The following is a 15,605-nucleotide window of genomic DNA, read 5'->3' on the forward strand; positions in this document are numbered from 1 at the left end:
ATAGCGGAGTTTGTGGTCTCTTTTTTCGTTATCAAAGGGAGGAATTACCATGAAATTTTCAAGTAAGCAACGTAAAGACGTATTAAACGGAGTAAATAAACAAGAATTAGATGTGATCGTAATTGGTGGAGGTATTACTGGTTCTGGTATTGCATTAGATGGAGCAACACGCGGGTTATCAACAATTGTGTTTGAAATGCAGGACTTTGCAGCAGGTACATCAAGTCGTTCAACGAAGCTTGTACACGGTGGTCTACGTTATTTAAAACAACTTGAAGTGAAAATGGTAGCAGAAGTAGGGAAAGAGCGTGCGATCGTATATGAGAACGGTCCCCATGTAACAACACCAGAGTGGATGTTACTTCCGTTCCATACAGGCGGTACGTTCGGATCATTCAGTACATCAATTGGTCTTCGTGTATACGACTTCTTAGCAGGTGTAAAACGAAGCGAGCGTAGAAAAATGTTTAACCGTGAAGAAACATTAAACAAAGAGCCTCTTGTAAAACAAGAAGGATTAAAAGGCGGCGGTTACTACGTAGAATATCGTACAGACGATGCGCGTCTTACAATTGAAGTAATGAAAGAAGCAATTGAACACGGTGCAAAAGCTGTTAACTACGCAAAAGTAGATAGTTTCTTATATAAAGATGGAAAAGTATGTGGTGTACGTGTAATCGATTTACTAGACGGTGAAGTATACGAAGTTTACGGTAAGAAAATTGTAAATGCAGCTGGTCCTTGGGTAGATACACTTCGTGAAAAAGATAACTCGAAAAAAGGAAAAGTACTTCAGTTATCAAAAGGTGTTCACTTAGTAATTGATCAAAAACGTTTCCCATTAGGTCAAGCGATTTACTTCGATACACCAGATAAACGTATGGTGTTCGCGATTCCTCGCGGCGGAAAAACTTATGTAGGTACAACAGATACGTTCTACGATAAAGACGCAGCTGTACCACAAATGACAACAGAAGATCGCACATACATCATTAATGCGATTAACTACATGTTCCCAAGCGTAAAAATTACGGAAAAAGACATCGAGTCAAGCTGGGCTGGTGTTCGTCCGTTGATTTACGAAGAAGGTAAGAGTGCATCTGAAATTTCTCGTAAAGACGAAATTTGGACTTCTGAATCTGGTTTAATTACAATCGCAGGTGGTAAATTAACAGGATACCGCAAAATGGCTGAAATGGTAGTAGATTATGTAACGAACTTACTACAAAAAGAAGGTCATAGTGCATATCCGAAGAGCGACACGAAACATATGCCAATCTCTGGTGGACATGTAAGTGGTTCACACGGATTCCCAGCATTCGTTGCGAAAAAAGCAGGCGAAGGTACGAAATACGGTTTAACGACAGCGCAAGCAGAAGAATTCGCGAAATTCTACGGCTCTAACGTAGATGTACTGTTCGACTTAGCGAAAAAACATAAAGACGAAGCGAAAGAATACAACATGCCGCTTGACGTTCTAATCCCGCTTGTATACGCAATGGATTACGAAATGACAGCGAAACCAGTTGACTTCTTCGTACGCCGAAGAGGCGCTGTATTCTTCAACATCCACTGGGTATACGAGTGGAAAGAAGCAGTAATCAACTACATGGCTGCGAAACTAGGCTGGAGCAAAGAAGAGCAAATGAAATACACAGCTGAATTAGAAAAAGCATTAACAGACGCTGTCATTCCTGTAGACCAACAAGAGCAGGCAGCTGCGTTAGCGTAAAATAGAGAAACACCTGAAGAGAACCCCTTCAGGTGTTTTTTATCTTGACTAAAAATAAATAAAATGTGTTACAATGATGATAGAGTATATAGTATGAATTTTGCATAAAATAAAGAAGACAGAAGCCTGAGAAACTTCTGCCTTGTGTAACCTAACTTGCTATTGTGGTGGTAGTAGGTGCGGTTATAAGACAATTACATTAACGTTTTAGCCGAGAACCGCCCTTACCTTTTCCACGAAGCAGGGTGGTTCTCGCTTTTTTGTATACAGAAATTAGCCACGGACCGACGTATCTTCTACCGATGACAACGCCAGCTCCGGTTAGGATACCGTACACTAATTTAATGACAAACATCGCGATCATTTTATCACCTCCCCCCTTTTTTCAAAATGGAAGAGATGATTACCACACCTACTAGTTATAGCTTATTAAGTTACATTTCAATTGTATTATGTTTTAAAATAGGGAACAAGACAAATGGATACGGATATGAGGTGTATCATGAAAAAATTAATTACTTATGATCCTAAAATCTAGATGGTATATCTGTATGTAATTCCGTTCACTTCAGAAATTGAGGTTGAATCGACTGAAGAGTTAGCAGAAAATCCAAAACTAAATGTAGATATTGTAAAATGACAATAAAGTTATTTAATTTAAAAGCCCAAACAAGTATAACCCCGTTCTAAATTTAGGACGGGGTTAAAAATATAGTTGTTTAATCTTGATGTAAGATACTTTACTACACTAAAAAAATATAACAATAAAGTGGTTTGGAAATTTAGGTTTTATTCAAAAAATGGCACCCGTTTGTTAAACAAGAAAATGTAGTATTCCCTATTAATCGAAAGTTGCGATTACTTGATTTAATTCATTTAAGGCCTGTGGTTCAAGTTTTAAAGTAAATGTTGATTGACCAGTACCTCCGTAAATATAATCATAATGGAAAAGTCGTTTGTCTATCACACAAGGTAAATCAAGACCTACCATACGAACACTTCCTACCTGAAAGCCTGTAACTTTTTGAACTTCCTCTGGAGATGCTAATTTCACTTTACTACAACCTAAAATATTAGCTATTTTCTCAAAATTAATTTTACTACGGCTTCCGGATACAATTAACCCAAAGAAGCCTTTATCGGTTTTTAGTATCATCGTTGGAGCTGTTTGCCCAACTTCAATCCCAAAATACTCTGAGCCCTCTTGTCTTGAGTGTATCGGTTTTTCGTGTTGAATTATTGCATATGTATAGTTGCTTTTCTCTAAAATTTCTTGCAATTCCTCCATAAGAAACACCTCCAACATTAATTTTAACATAGAAAATTGCGGTAATATTTAAAAGGCGTACTATTAAATTAAATGAGTTCTCTTTTTAATTTAGCGGAGGATACACCCTGCTCAAAGAAAATTACCTAGAAGCTTTTGGATGATGAATTTGATAAAAACATTTATGAAGATCCAGAACTACTAGAGCACTACGATAAAACCCTTATCACAAACTGAAAGAGCGCCTTGGGAGAGAGGCGCTCTTTCAGTGAATGTATTGTAACGATTATTCGGATTATTATATGTAAGTAGCTGGAAAGTGTTTTATAAAAAACGTTATTGCCATCCGTATTTTTTTATACATTTATAAAACTTTTCCATACAGTGCGTCGTCTAATATATGGGAAGGAGGAAATGATGTGGATGAATTAACGGTAGAAGCGTTTGAGATAGAGGATAAGGAACTTCTTATCGATGAAATTATGAACAAGTATGGACAAGAAGTGCTACAGCTTGTGTATTCATATGTAAACAATAAAGAGGTTGCTGAGGATGTAACGCAAGATATATTTGTGAAATGCTATAAATCTCTTCATACATACAAAGGGAAGTCGAATGTGAAAACGTGGTTATGGAGAATTGCGATTAATCAATGTAAGGACTATATAAAAAGTTGGTATAACAAAAAAGTGATCGTGACAGAGGATGAATCTGCTTATATAGGGATTCAAAATGATAGTGTCGAACAAACTGTCATTCAAAATGCGGAGGACCGTGAGCTCGCTTCTGCGGTAATGAATTTACCGATAAAATATCGAGAGGTCATTTATCTATTTTATTATGAAGAATTATCAATTAAAGAGATTGCTACAGTAATAGAAGTGAAGGAAAATACGATAAAAACGAGACTGAAAAAAGCGAAGGAGCTTTTGAAGAAAGGATTGGAGGAATAATCAAATGGAAAATCGATTAAAAGGCCTGCGAAAATCAATGGAGAATACAACGTTTAAACATTTGAGTTTTTCTGATCAACACCGAAAGCGGGTGCGCGAAAAAATCAATGCATCACACGAAAAGGAAGAGGACATCTCTTTAGCCATTTTACAGCTCCTCAGTAATGAAAAAACAGGGTACGAATTGTCGCAGCTACTAAGAGGCAGAGGGATTCGGAAATTCGAAGGAAATGAAGGCTTTTTATATACCGTATTACATCGTTTAGAACAGAACCGTTTTATCCAATCGAGCTGGGATCATGAAGGAGCGAAGTATTATCAATTAAATGATAAAGGAAGAAAGATGCTGCGAAAGGCAGAAAAAAATGCTAAGAAGGTACAATTTATATTAAAAGGCTTAGTACAGGAGTGAGGTAAAATTGAATAAAAAAGGAGATCGTTTTGTAAGCGAAGTTACGAATCATATTAAATCAAAAGAAGCAAAGAGCTTTGTAGCAACTGAACTAGAGTTTCATTTAAAACAGGCGAAGGATACATGGATAAAAAAAGGTTTGAGTGAGGAAGTCGCTGAAAATAAAGCGGTGGAACAAATGGGAAGTCCGATTAAACTAGGGCAAGAACTTAATAAACTTCATAAGCCAAAGGTGGATTGGTTTTTAATTGGTTTATTAGTGGCTGCTATGGGGTTAGGGTTTTTACCGGTTTTAGTTTTTGGATATACGAATGATGTAATAATAAATAAGGTGATATTTGTTATTCTCGGTGTTGTAACAGCGATCGGGATGATGTTACTTGATTATCGGAAATTAGAGAGAATGGGATGGTTGTTTTATATAATCGGAGTAGTTGTCCTGTTAATGCTATACTGTTTTTCAAACGCTTCAATGATTGGAGAACCGTTAATACAAATCGGTCCAATTGCAATTGACTGTCTAATGGCAGTGCCTTTCTTTTTTCTAGCTTGGGCTTCTTTTTTTAATAATAGTAGGTTAAAGATTATACATCTTGTGGTTTTATATTTATTTTCTTTGTATTTATTTTTGATTGTATCCACCCTTTCGTCAATTTTTATCTATATTACGATGGTATTCGTTATGCTTTGGTGGAGTAAGCTAGGAAAGAAAACGTCGTTGATTATTACAGTGGTACCTATTTGTTTATTTATTATTAAGGTATCCTTATCATGGTCTTCAGGATACCACTTAGATAGACTTTTAGGGTATTTAAATCCTGAGAGTGATGCAGGTGGCGCAGGATTTATGTATATACGATTAAAAGAGGTAATGTCATCAGCAGGTTGGTTTGGTACATATGGAGATATAAAATTCATCCCTGCTCCGGATACTGATTTTGTATTTGCAAGTTTGACTTACTATTATGGATATTGGCTTGCGTTAATTCTTGTCTTCGTTCTTTCTCTTTTTGTAGCAAGATTAATAGTCATCTCTTATAAAATAAATGATAGGTACGGTAAATTGCTGCTCGTTGGTGGATTGACTCTTTTTGTATTCCAGTTCATTTATAATGTTGGAATGATACTAGGATTATTGCCGCTTGCTGCTATATCATTACCTTTTATTAGTTACGGATTAACGCCGACTGTATTTCATGCGCTTATAATGGGGATTGTGCTGAGTGTATATAGGTGTAAGGGTATTTCATTCAGAATTAGAAAAACACCTTGATACTTATACAAGTTGCATGTAAAAGAATGCATTATTATGATCAAGTACAAACGATAGTAGAAGAGGGTTATGATAAATACCCCTCTTTTCGTGTTTAAATAAGTGCACTCTCTTTAATAGAAATACATAATTCAGAACGAGATATCGATTCAGTTAGTTGTTGTAAATAGGAGTATTCTTCCGCATCTTTCTCGCAAATGTTAGGATTTAATACAGGTGAAGATAGGAGTACATCAAGTGTAAGTATGTCTGCATCATGAGAAGTGATGTTATAACCTGCAAATACAGGTCGTTTTAAGTCTTTTACTTTTTGAATCATCTTATAGAATTTCGTAACACTTATATGGATTGTCGCTAGTGGAAAGCATTTTTCGCCAGGGTTATCGATAGTCTTTCTAATTTTATAATCGTATACGTAATAGTACTTTTCTTGTTCTTCTAGTTTTTGCAACTCTTTCGTTAATAAATGATATGTATCTGTAAGTCCAGTTGTAAGTGCATCGTGTTCTGCGCCAACTAATAATGTGAAAGGTCTTGGTGATGAGATTTCGAGAGGGCGGACGTTTAGGTCGGTAAAGATAGGATTAGATTGTAAAATGGTATGTAATTTTTCGGTAGGAAACACGCCGTCATAAATAGCGATAAAATAATGATTCATCTTGTCACTCCTTAGCTTTTTCTAAAGTGGTATATTCTACTTTAATGGTGTAAATCCTGCATAAAAAAACACCTTGAATCATCAAGGTGTCTTAGTTACAAGCTCAAAACTCTCCGAATCGGCCCCAAGTATAAAAGGACTAACTTCGCCAACGCTGTAAAGTTGCAGTTCATGCATTGCGCGCGTACAAGCGGTATAGAACAATCTACGAACGCTCTCGTCGCTATATACATCTTTAGAAGCGTTGTAAATAATAACAGCATCAAATTCGATACCTTTCGCTAAGTAAGCAGGGATTACGACAATGCCTTGCTCATACTCGGCTGAGTTACTTTTCACGAGTTTAATATTGTCGATATGACGAAGAGCTTCGTAGGCAGCGGCGCTTTCAGCTGCAGATTTACATATAATTGCGATTGTATTGTGCTGCTCTTTTTGTAGTTCCGCAACTTTTGCAGTAATGTGTTCGTGCAGTTCGCTGACAATCGCTACTTTCGTCACTGTAGGTTTCTCGCCGTCACGTTCAAAGGCGTGAATGTTCTCTCCTTCTGGTACGAGAGCACGTGTAAATTCAATAATTGGTTTTGTTGAGCGATAGCTACGAGTTAAGTTGATGCCGTTCGTTTCGTCTGGTCCGTATAAGCTAGTAAGTGTGTTGAAATTCACTGCTTCACTCGCATGGGCAAATATCGCTTGGTTAAAGTCTCCGAGTACAGTCATTCTTGCAGCAGGGAAGAGGCGTTTTAAAAACTCAAATTGAAACGGCGAGTAATCTTGCGCTTCGTCTACGAGTACGTGTTTAATCGATCTGTTCGTTTGGAAGCCTTCAATTAACTCTTTTAAAAGTAAAAATGGCGTCGCATCCTCGTAATATAGCTTTCCTTCATCAAGCATGTTTACTGTTAATGAGCAAATGTCATCCCATTCTTTCGGTTTTTCCCCAGTAACCCATGATGCATCTGTGAAGAGTTGTTTATATATGCCTGTGAAATTGATGAAACGTAAAGTTTGAACACCTTTACGAAGGGGCTTCAATTTTTTACGGACAATCATACGTCCAAGTACTTTCGTTTCTTTCTCAAAATCATGGAAGGAGTTGTCGTCAAACTCGCCCTTTTTCTGTAAATATTTATAAGCCTTTTGGTATTCATCTTTACTAAGTAATTCAATTTCCTCTTCTACCCAAGGTTTTTTCAGTTCTGTTTTTTCAATCTCATCTATTTGTTTATTTAGCCAATCTGTTAACTTTTCAATTCGATTATGGAAGCGGAGGGAGGAATCAGTATTGTAAAACTGCTCTGTAATTTCTTTAGCAGAAACAATTAACTTTCCTCTAAACTTCATTCCTCTAAATAGCATGCCTGAAGATTCAAGAGATTGTCTGTACGTTCTAATCATCTCGAAAAATTGAGTAGATGCTTTAAATCGAATGCTCGCATTTCTCGTTTTATAGGTAGGGCTATTCGTTTCAGTTAACATATATTCTAATTGTTCATAAGGATCTTCAACGTCAAATGACTTACTTAGTCTATGGTTTAAATATTCTTGGAATGTAACTTGCTGCATATTTTCTTCACCGAGTTCAGGTAGTACGTTAGAAACGTAGCTATTAAACATAGAGTTAGGGGAGAAGAGAATAATTTGATCCGCTTTTAGCCATTCGCGATATTTATATAGTAAGTAGGCGATTCGTTGCAGGGCAGCTGACGTTTTACCACTACCAGCAGCTCCTTGCACGATAAGGAGTCGGCCTTCATCGTGACGAATAATTTCATTTTGCTCGCGCTGAATCGTAGCAACGATGCTTTGCATATGTTTGTTTGTACCTTTTCCGAGCGCTTGTTGCAAGATTTCATCACCAATTGTAAGGCTCGTATCGAACATAGAATCAATCTCGCCATTTTGAATAATGTATTGTAATTTTTTCTCCACATTACCGTGGATTACGCCGCCTGGTGTACTGTATTCAGCCGGTCCTGGTGGATAATCGTAGTACACACTCGAAATAGGTGCGCGCCAGTCATATATAAGAAAGTTTTCTCCGCTTGCATCAGTAAGTGTAGCTACGCCGATATAAATTTGATCTGCGGCAGATTCTCCTTCTTCTTTGAAATCAATTCTTCCGAAATAAGGTGCTTTATGCATACGTCTTAATGCGGCAAGTCGATTAAAGGTGTGCTTATGGGTAATTTGTGTAACAGCTAGTGACTGAGCTTGTTGTCTTAAGTTGATAACTGTTTCAAGGTAATCATCAAAAGTATCAGTATTCACTTTTACGTCATCCCAAAAGTGTTTACGAATATTGATTACTTCTGCCCGGCGTCTGCCAGTTTCGTTTTCCAGTTTATCAATTTGCTGCGTAATCGTTTCGATTACGGTATCCAATCGTTTTTGCTCTAAATCAAGTTTTTTGTTCATACGTAAGCACTCCTTTAAAAGTGAAAAATAGAGGTTGACTGAAGATGTGTTTTGGTGTACAATTAAGATACGGATAAATACGTTTTTTGTATTTTGTAAAACGTGTTTCTGTACTAATTTAACATAGTTTTTTCATTTAATCAATGATAATAAGATAAACCTTGGTTCCGTTTGGCGTGAATCGAGGTTTTTTTGTGTTTTTCTTTAAGGGAGAATTGTAATTTTATTAAGGAGAATGTAAGTAAACCAAAGCAGAAAATCAGGAATAGGGGGATACTGATGGAAAAATATTTTGAGGAAGCACATTGTTTTTGTTCTCGTAATAGAAAGCACTTAGAAAAGGATGTTATATGTGGTTGTTTCTATTGTTTAGAAATTTTCCATCCAGAAAAAATTACAGAGTGGTGGGATGATGATAACACAGCAGTTTGTCCGCATTGCGGGATTGACTCTATTATCGGAGAAAGTTCTGGATGTAAAATAACAGAAACGTTTTTAAGTGAAATGCATAAAAGATGGTTTTAGTTAAATGAATGACAAAATAAACTTTCGTTAATGAAGAGGATACATAAAAAAAGCTCGGGCTAATCCCGAGCTTTTCATTATTTCTTTTCGTCTTTCTTAGCGTCAGCTTTTTTCTCTTCGAAAAGATCTTTTAAATCTTTATCGTCAACTTTTACGTCAGCTTTTTTGATTTCTTTCATCATAAGATCGTTCATGAATTCGCCATCTTGTGCTTTCTTCTCAACTAGTTCTTTTTTGATGTCAGCTTTTGATTGCTCGAATGATTTTTCTGGTTCTTTAATGTCTGTAACTTTAATGATGTGGTAACCGAATTGTGTTTTTACAGGTTCGCTTACTTCATCTTTTTTCAGTTTATAAGCAGCATCTTCGAATTCTTTAACCATTTTACCAGGTCCGAAGAATCCTAAGTCTCCACCTTTTTCTTTTGAAGTATCTTCAGAGTATTGTTTCGCTAACTCTTCGAAAGATTTACCTTGTCCAAGTTCTTCTTTAACTTTTTTAGCAGTTGCTTCATCTTTTACAAGAATGTGGCTTGCTTTAATTTCAGGCTTGTAGTTATCTTTTAGTTCTTTATCAGTGATTGTTTTCTCGATAGCTTTTTCTTGCGCTAATTGAGCACGCACACCAGTTTTTAAAGTTTCTTCTTTAATGCCTTGTTGTTTTAATAGTGTATCGAATTGATCACCGTATTGTTTTTTCATTTCATCGAACTTTTTGTCTACTTCTTTGTCTTCAACTTTGTAGTTTTTAATAAGTACTTTTTCCATAACCATGTTGTTTAGTACTTGTTTACCAGCTTGTGTTTTCATTTGATTGTAGAATTCTTCTTTTGTAATGTCACCAGCTTTAGATGTAACGATTTTGTCTGATGATGATCCTGTTCCACATGCTGATAATGCGATTACACTTGTTGCGGCTAAGGCAAGCATAGCTTTCTTCATTCGATAAACACTCCTACTATTATGTATTTTTAATTTATCCTACACCAATGAATTTTAGTTCATAAGAGCCCGATTAAGTCTCACTGATACTTTTGCTTTTTATATTGGTAAAGCGCGCTTAACAGGGCTTACCGAGGCTGAGGATAAAGTTAAGATGCGTGTCATTTGTTTCATAGTATAAGCAATATGTACAAAATTTAATATATCATATTTCGACTCGATTTCATATTGATAAAGAAAAATTAACCAGTGCGTGTCAGATTTTGAAGGTGTAGCCTATTGGGCGCATGTCGCATATAAAGAAAAGAGGAGGGGATGGGGATGAATTCTCAACTTATTTTATTACTTGTACTGTTTATTTTATTGGTTATAGTAGGTATAATTTGCTTATAGAGGAAAAAAGTGAGGAAGGGGCTTCCTTCCTCACTTTCCATGAAATATAATTTCTATATAACTAGAAATTAATAAAATTGTTATACATACATTAATAACCCGAAAGACACCGGGTTGGCGGCTCGCAGTTATTTGTTTTCGTTCACACAGTGTATGTGTCATGAAATTCGTGTAAAATATAACAAGAAGTGCGAATGCGACAAAAACAACTGTTATAAGTGTCATGAGGCGAGACCTCCTTTTGGCTGAAATACATATACTTTATATATTGTATCATACGATATTTTGTTCGTGTTATAAAATTCAGAAATAGAAGACTTTGTGTTAGAAAGAGAGGGAGAAAATGGACGTTGTTAGAAGATTAGAACAAGCTGAATACTACGTAGACCTACTATTTAAAATGATTGATGAAGAAAAGTGTCCATTTTATTCTTTAATCATAAAGAAAAAAGCTCGTAAAAAAGATATTGAACGTATACTACATCTTTGTGAAATACTGAACGAGCAATATGTAGTGGAGAAAGCAGAAGGGCTTCTTCTGTTCGATGCGCTGTTAGATCAATTTGAAAAAGCGCTTCCACATCAGCTCGAAGTACACGAAACTGCGGAAGCGCTAGCAAAACAAGGTTTATTTAAGCCGCTTATGAATGAATTCTTAAGCATGATTGCGAAAAAATAAATAGATTACTTCTTAACTAACTTCTGATCGGATTCCGTAAAGTTCTCCTCAATATTTTCTAATGATTTCTCAAAAATATCGATGAAGTCTTGTCCGTAAATGTTGCGCAAGATAGCGATAAGTTCGATATTTTCTGGGAACTTACCGTAAAAATTACGAAGTGCAAGAGCCCCATTAAATACAGAATTATTTTCAGGATCATACTCCTCCATTAAGCGAAGTAGTAATTCTTCCCCTTTGTCTGTAATCTCAATGTACGTATTTCGTTTGTCATCTTCTTTTTTCGAGAATACAAGATAGCCGCGTTCTTCCAGCTTTTTCGAGAAGTTAAACGCCGTTGATACGTGCATAACTCCAAACTTAGCAATCTCAGAAATAGAAGCCCCTTTTAAATGATAAGCGATTGATAAAATATGATGCTCATTAATGTTTAAATCGTAAGGCTTAATCCACTGTTGCCAATCTTTTTCTACACATTTCCATAACGCTTTCGATAATTGAGCAATGCGTTGGCTGAAAATCATCGCTTCTTTTACCGAGTAATCTTTTTCTCCACTTTTCATTTACTCACCCACTTTAACATTCTTTTTCATTACTATCTATTATGCCAGTAAAATAAAAATTAATAAAGTCTTTTTGTGAGAATTGTGAAAATTTTTTGGAAAAATGACATTCTATACAAATCATGCATAACTATGGAAGCGTTTTATGAGTCGCAAATACATGCGTTGTCCATACATGTTAATTGATAACATATATTGTAAATGCATAAAAACACGGCATATCTGTGTGATATGCCGTGTTAAGGTCCATTTATATAAAAAATATTTGTTATATGCAAAAAACTAAGCAGGAATTTGTTTACGCTTTTTCCGGAACAGCTTCTTGTAGTTTCTCAATTGATTTTTGAATGTCCAAAATTTCTTGCTCAATATGGCGTTTGTTTTGAGAAATGTCTTGCTTCCAGTTAGAAATCGTATCGTGCATATCGTCTTTTAATTCTTGAAACACTTCTTTACCTTCTGAAGCAGTTTCAACGATTTGACGTTTTAATAATTTTGTATCAGCTGTAATATCAGCTAAAGTCTTTTTAATATCATTTCCTTTTTCTTTTAACTTACCGCGCATAGCTTTGCCAGAAGAAGGAGTAGAGAAAAGAACGGCTAATCCAGCAACTGCCCCGCCGCAAATGACACCTGTAATAAAGGATTTAGCTTTTGACATAAAAGGAAACCTCCTTATTTTTTGTTCGTATTCATGATGTGAAAAAATATGCATATCTTTAAGACAAGGGAAAGAAAAGTGTGCGATGCACATTCCCTGGTATCTTGAGTGAAGAAACAAGCCGTGCAATATTTAATCACTTTAGGAAAGTGGCTTGTTATGTATTACTTCTTATTATAGTGTCACTATTTCACACTATTTGCAATTGTACTTGCGATGTTTTGTAAATTTTCCATTGTGTATTCATTTTGATGTGATTTCCAAACAGCACCGAAACCATCGTTTTCACCGTAGCGTGGAATTAAATGAAGGTGGAAGTGGAACACAGTTTGTCCAGCTTTTTCACCGTTATTGTTAAGTAGGTTAAAGCCAACTGGATGAAACTCTGCTTTAATCGCATTTGCGATTTTCGGAACGACAGAAAAAATGTGTGATGCGATTTCTGGCGTTAACGCAAAAATGTCTTGTTTGTGAACTTTTGGAATAACAAGGGTATGTCCTTTTGTTACTTGACTAATATCTAAAAATGCAAGCACATGTTCATCTTCGTATACTTTTGAGCAAGGGATTTGCCCGTCAATAATTTTACAAAAAATACAATTATCCGCTGTATGATTCATTGATCTCATCCTTTCGAATATCCTTAGCCGTATTTTACCATAATTACATAAGAGAACAAACACGAAAAACAGGAAGCTGACTCAGCTTCCTGTTTTCTGAAGAGGGATTGAAAAAGCATTATCGTAATTTACGTTTCGCAGACACCTCATTTATTTAAGAAATGCACGGTAAATCGGCTAAAGTTTCTGCCGTAGACACCCCATTTTCAAGTGAAATGAATTGCAATCTTTATAAAGGGAAATTGTTTATTTTTTAAAACAGTATATGCTCTTTCGGAGACACCCCGTTTCGAAAATGAAACAAATGATCTGGTTATGTGTAAATTTCTTTGTCCAACATGGACACCCCATTTCATGATGACTTCACTATGTTGTTGTACTCATCAATTGGTGGTCGCTTTTTCAATGTGTTCCTTCTTCACTAATTATGATGTCCGCTTTCATAAAAATATATGCGAACAAATTTAAATTTTTTTTGAACGCATCGATACTATGTAGTACAGCGTAATTTTTGGTAAGATGAATATAGAACGATTATAAATGAAGAAAGTGGTGTCGTATGAGCGAGTTATTGCGTGTAGAAAATGTTACAGGAGGATATACGAAACGACCTGTACTAAAAGATGTTTCGTTCTCTGTTAATAAAGGCGAACTTGTCGGCTTAATCGGTTTAAATGGAGCGGGTAAAAGTACGACGATTAAACATATTATCGGTTTAATGGAACCGAAAAAAGGAACTGTCACAATTAATGGGAAAACAATTCGTGACGATATGACAGCGTACCGTTCTAGTTTTTCATTCATCCCAGAAACACCAGTATTATATGATGAGCTAACGCTAGAAGAACATTTGAAGTTAACAGCGATGGCGTACGGTGTCGATGAAAAACAATATGAAGAACGTGTAGGACAACTATTACAAGAATTTCGCATGAAAAATCGTTTAAAATGGTTTCCGTCTCATTTCTCAAAAGGGATGAAACAAAAAGTAATGATTATGAGTGCATTTTTAGTGGAGCCATCTCTTTACATTGTGGACGAACCATTCGTTGGGCTTGATCCGTTAGCAATTCAATCACTCCTTCAAATGATGGATCAAATGAAAAAGAGTGGTGCAGGAATTTTAATGAGTACACACATTTTAGCGACGGCAGAGCGTTATTGTGATTCGTTCATTATTCTGCATCAAGGTGAAGTGAGAGCGAAGGGAACATTATCTGAACTGCAATCACAGTTTAATATGCCAGGTGCAACGTTAGATGATATTTATATTGCATTAACGAAGGAAGAAGATTATGAATAGCACAGCATTATGGAAAGAACGATTTCGTCACTTTCTAAAAGAAGTTCGTACATATAGTAAATACGTATTTAATGATCATTTGAAATTTATTTTCGTATTCATCATCGGCGCAGGAGCGTATTATTACCAGCAATGGTTACAAACGTTAACACCTTCGTTTCCGACAGCACTCGTTATGGCAGTGTTGCTTGGTCTCGTATTAACGGCCGGATCCATTCAAACGTTATTAAAAGAAGCGGATCTCGTTTACTTGCTGCCAGTTGAACAAAAATTAAAACCTTACTTCACAAAGGCATTTCTTTTTACGTTTATGATTCAGTTATACATAATCGCAATCGTAGCGGCAGCGCTTGCCCCGTTATACTTCCAGCAAATGAAGCAAACAGGAGCGGCTTACATATGGATTGTACTCGCGTTTGTCATTGTAAAAGCGTGGAACTTATTCGTCGCGTGGGAAAAATCATTTTTAACAGACCAAAATATACAAAGAGCTGATTGGTTCATTCGTTTTATTTTAAACGGCTTATTTGTGTACTTCCTTGTAGAGCGTACTTCCGTTATATTTATTGGCGGAATCATCCTTCTCATGGTGTTATACCTCGTAGTACTGCATCAAATGGTGAAGGGAAAGCCGCTAAACTGGGAGTATTTAATTTCTGAAGAGGGTAAGAAGATGATGCTGCTGTATCGCATCGCGAATATGTTCGTTGATGTACCAGCATTAAAAGAAAGAGTAGCACGTCGAAAATGGCTCGATTTCATTCTTTCAATGATTGGTGAAAAGCGTACATATTTATACTTATATACGAGAACGTTTTTACGATCTGGTAACTATTTCGGTTTGTATGTGCGTCTGCTTGCTCTTGGAGGAGTTATTCTTTACTTTATTCCGTTTTTATATGGACGATTTATCGTAAGCCTTATTTTCCTATACTTAATCGGTTATCAGCTATTAACTTTATGGAAACATCACCGCATGAAGATTTGGCTTGATTTGTATCCGGTCGGGGGAGAAGAGAAGAAGAAAGATTTTCTTACTTTATTAAATGCAATTCTTCTTACTGGCAGCGTTGTATTTACAGTTATATTTGCCCTTGCGACGAAAGATTTCATGATGACGGGAATTTTATTAGTCGTAAGCATAATATTTAGTATCGGTTTCGTTTATCAATACGGGGCGAAACGTATTGAGCGTTTAAATTGAAGG

17 protein-coding genes and 1 pseudogene are annotated in these 15,605 nt (G+C 36.0%); 9 read left to right on the forward strand and 9 right to left on the reverse strand.

All coding sequences use genetic code 11. The annotated features are described in order from the left end of the window. Positions 1-49: 49 nt before the first annotated feature. The gene (gene glpD / locus ACUXEY_RS03470; protein WP_336569819.1) at positions 50-1,732 is read left to right on the forward strand and encodes an aerobic glycerol-3-phosphate dehydrogenase; all 1,683 of its coding nucleotides are present in this window, start codon (positions 50-52) and stop codon (positions 1,730-1,732) included. A 199-nt stretch (positions 1,733-1,931) separates the two neighbouring features. On the opposite strand, the gene ACUXEY_RS03475 is transcribed toward glpD, so the two are convergent. After that, entirely contained in the window at positions 1,932-2,096 is a 165-nt protein-coding gene (locus ACUXEY_RS03475) for a hypothetical protein (RefSeq protein WP_000561154.1), read from the reverse strand. A 138-nt stretch (positions 2,097-2,234) separates the two neighbouring features. On the opposite strand from ACUXEY_RS03475, the pseudogene ACUXEY_RS03480 reads away from it, so the two are divergent. After that, a pseudogene (locus ACUXEY_RS03480) lies at positions 2,235-2,363 on the forward strand (DUF2283 domain-containing protein); the annotation flags it as partial. A 210-nt stretch (positions 2,364-2,573) separates the two neighbouring features. Here ACUXEY_RS03480 and ACUXEY_RS03485 read toward each other — a convergent pair. After that, positions 2,574-3,020 carry an aminoacyl-tRNA deacylase gene (locus ACUXEY_RS03485; RefSeq protein ID WP_046945949.1) on the reverse strand — a complete coding sequence of 149 codons (447 nt, stop codon included), beginning with the start codon at positions 3,018-3,020 and terminating at the stop codon, positions 2,574-2,576. A 398-nt stretch (positions 3,021-3,418) separates the two neighbouring features. Between ACUXEY_RS03485 and ACUXEY_RS03490 the strand changes: the two genes are divergently transcribed. The 3 genes from ACUXEY_RS03490 to ACUXEY_RS03500 are packed head-to-tail and all read left to right on the forward strand — an operon-like array spanning position 3,419 to position 5,637. Beyond that, positions 3,419-3,952, forward strand: a complete 534-nt coding sequence (locus tag ACUXEY_RS03490) for a sigma-70 family RNA polymerase sigma factor (RefSeq protein ID WP_429600826.1) — start codon at positions 3,419-3,421, stop codon at positions 3,950-3,952. A 4-nt stretch (positions 3,953-3,956) separates the two neighbouring features. Further along, positions 3,957-4,364, forward strand: coding sequence for a PadR family transcriptional regulator (locus ACUXEY_RS03495; protein WP_461300107.1), 408 nt, complete (start codon positions 3,957-3,959; stop codon positions 4,362-4,364). A 7-nt stretch (positions 4,365-4,371) separates the two neighbouring features. Beyond that, positions 4,372-5,637 carry an FtsW/RodA/SpoVE family cell cycle protein gene (locus ACUXEY_RS03500; protein WP_461300108.1) on the forward strand — a complete coding sequence of 422 codons (1,266 nt, stop codon included), beginning with the start codon at positions 4,372-4,374 and terminating at the stop codon, positions 5,635-5,637. A gap of 94 nt (positions 5,638-5,731) precedes the next feature. Here ACUXEY_RS03500 and ACUXEY_RS03505 read toward each other — a convergent pair whose 3' ends face one another. Further along, positions 5,732-6,295: a hypothetical protein gene (locus tag ACUXEY_RS03505; RefSeq protein ID WP_166703647.1), complete on the reverse strand. Its 564-nt coding sequence runs from the start codon at positions 6,293-6,295 to the stop codon at positions 5,732-5,734. A gap of 81 nt (positions 6,296-6,376) precedes the next feature. Next, positions 6,377-8,713 (reverse strand): RNA polymerase recycling motor HelD, encoded by a 2,337-nt coding sequence (helD, locus tag ACUXEY_RS03510; protein WP_429600823.1) that lies wholly within the window; start codon positions 8,711-8,713, stop codon positions 6,377-6,379. Positions 8,714-8,992: 279 nt separating this feature from the next. On the opposite strand from helD, the gene ACUXEY_RS03515 reads away from it, so the two are divergent. Next, positions 8,993-9,238: a cytoplasmic protein gene (locus tag ACUXEY_RS03515; RefSeq protein ID WP_086409445.1), complete on the forward strand. Its 246-nt coding sequence runs from the start codon at positions 8,993-8,995 to the stop codon at positions 9,236-9,238. 77 nt (positions 9,239-9,315) lie between these two features. Here the strand turns inward: ACUXEY_RS03515 and prsA are convergent, their stop codons facing one another. Together prsA and ACUXEY_RS03525 are read right to left on the reverse strand one after the other, a co-directional pair. After that, the gene (gene prsA, locus ACUXEY_RS03520) at positions 9,316-10,179 is read right to left on the reverse strand and encodes a peptidylprolyl isomerase PrsA (protein ID WP_429600821.1); all 864 of its coding nucleotides are present in this window, start codon (positions 10,177-10,179) and stop codon (positions 9,316-9,318) included. A 423-nt stretch (positions 10,180-10,602) separates the two neighbouring features. Beyond that, the gene (locus ACUXEY_RS03525; protein ID WP_048656387.1) at positions 10,603-10,797 is read right to left on the reverse strand and encodes a hypothetical protein; all 195 of its coding nucleotides are present in this window, start codon (positions 10,795-10,797) and stop codon (positions 10,603-10,605) included. Between the two features lie 118 nt (positions 10,798-10,915). Here ACUXEY_RS03525 and ACUXEY_RS03530 point away from each other — a divergent pair, with 118 nt between their 5' ends. Further along, positions 10,916-11,251 carry a DUF1878 family protein gene (locus tag ACUXEY_RS03530; protein WP_000383646.1) on the forward strand — a complete coding sequence of 112 codons (336 nt, stop codon included), beginning with the start codon at positions 10,916-10,918 and terminating at the stop codon, positions 11,249-11,251. A 5-nt stretch (positions 11,252-11,256) separates the two neighbouring features. Here ACUXEY_RS03530 and ACUXEY_RS03535 read toward each other — a convergent pair whose 3' ends face one another. The 3 genes from ACUXEY_RS03535 to ACUXEY_RS03545 all read right to left on the reverse strand — a co-directional run bounded on the left by ACUXEY_RS03535 (position 11,257) and on the right by ACUXEY_RS03545 (position 13,095). Continuing rightward, the gene (locus ACUXEY_RS03535) at positions 11,257-11,814 is read right to left on the reverse strand and encodes an HTH-type transcriptional regulator Hpr (RefSeq protein ID WP_000834920.1); all 558 of its coding nucleotides are present in this window, start codon (positions 11,812-11,814) and stop codon (positions 11,257-11,259) included. 298 nt (positions 11,815-12,112) lie between these two features. Continuing rightward, positions 12,113-12,475 (reverse strand): YtxH domain-containing protein, encoded by a 363-nt coding sequence (locus ACUXEY_RS03540; RefSeq protein WP_087957636.1) that lies wholly within the window; start codon positions 12,473-12,475, stop codon positions 12,113-12,115. 185 nt (positions 12,476-12,660) lie between these two features. Further along, positions 12,661-13,095 carry an HIT family protein gene (locus tag ACUXEY_RS03545; protein WP_001016833.1) on the reverse strand — a complete coding sequence of 145 codons (435 nt, stop codon included), beginning with the start codon at positions 13,093-13,095 and terminating at the stop codon, positions 12,661-12,663. Between the two features lie 559 nt (positions 13,096-13,654). On the opposite strand from ACUXEY_RS03545, the gene ecsA reads away from it, so the two are divergent. After that, on the forward strand, positions 13,655-14,398 hold the full coding sequence (gene ecsA / locus ACUXEY_RS03550) for an ABC transporter ATP-binding protein EcsA (RefSeq protein ID WP_001292603.1): 744 nt from the start codon (positions 13,655-13,657) through the stop codon (positions 14,396-14,398). Beyond that, positions 14,391-15,602, forward strand: a complete 1,212-nt coding sequence (gene ecsB / locus ACUXEY_RS03555) for an ABC transporter permease EcsB (protein WP_001089118.1) — start codon at positions 14,391-14,393, stop codon at positions 15,600-15,602. The genes ecsA and ecsB overlap by 8 nt, the downstream gene beginning before the upstream one ends. Positions 15,603-15,605 lie beyond the last annotated feature (3 nt).

This window comes from Bacillus sp. F9_6S_D1_P_5 (genome assembly GCF_054823925.1).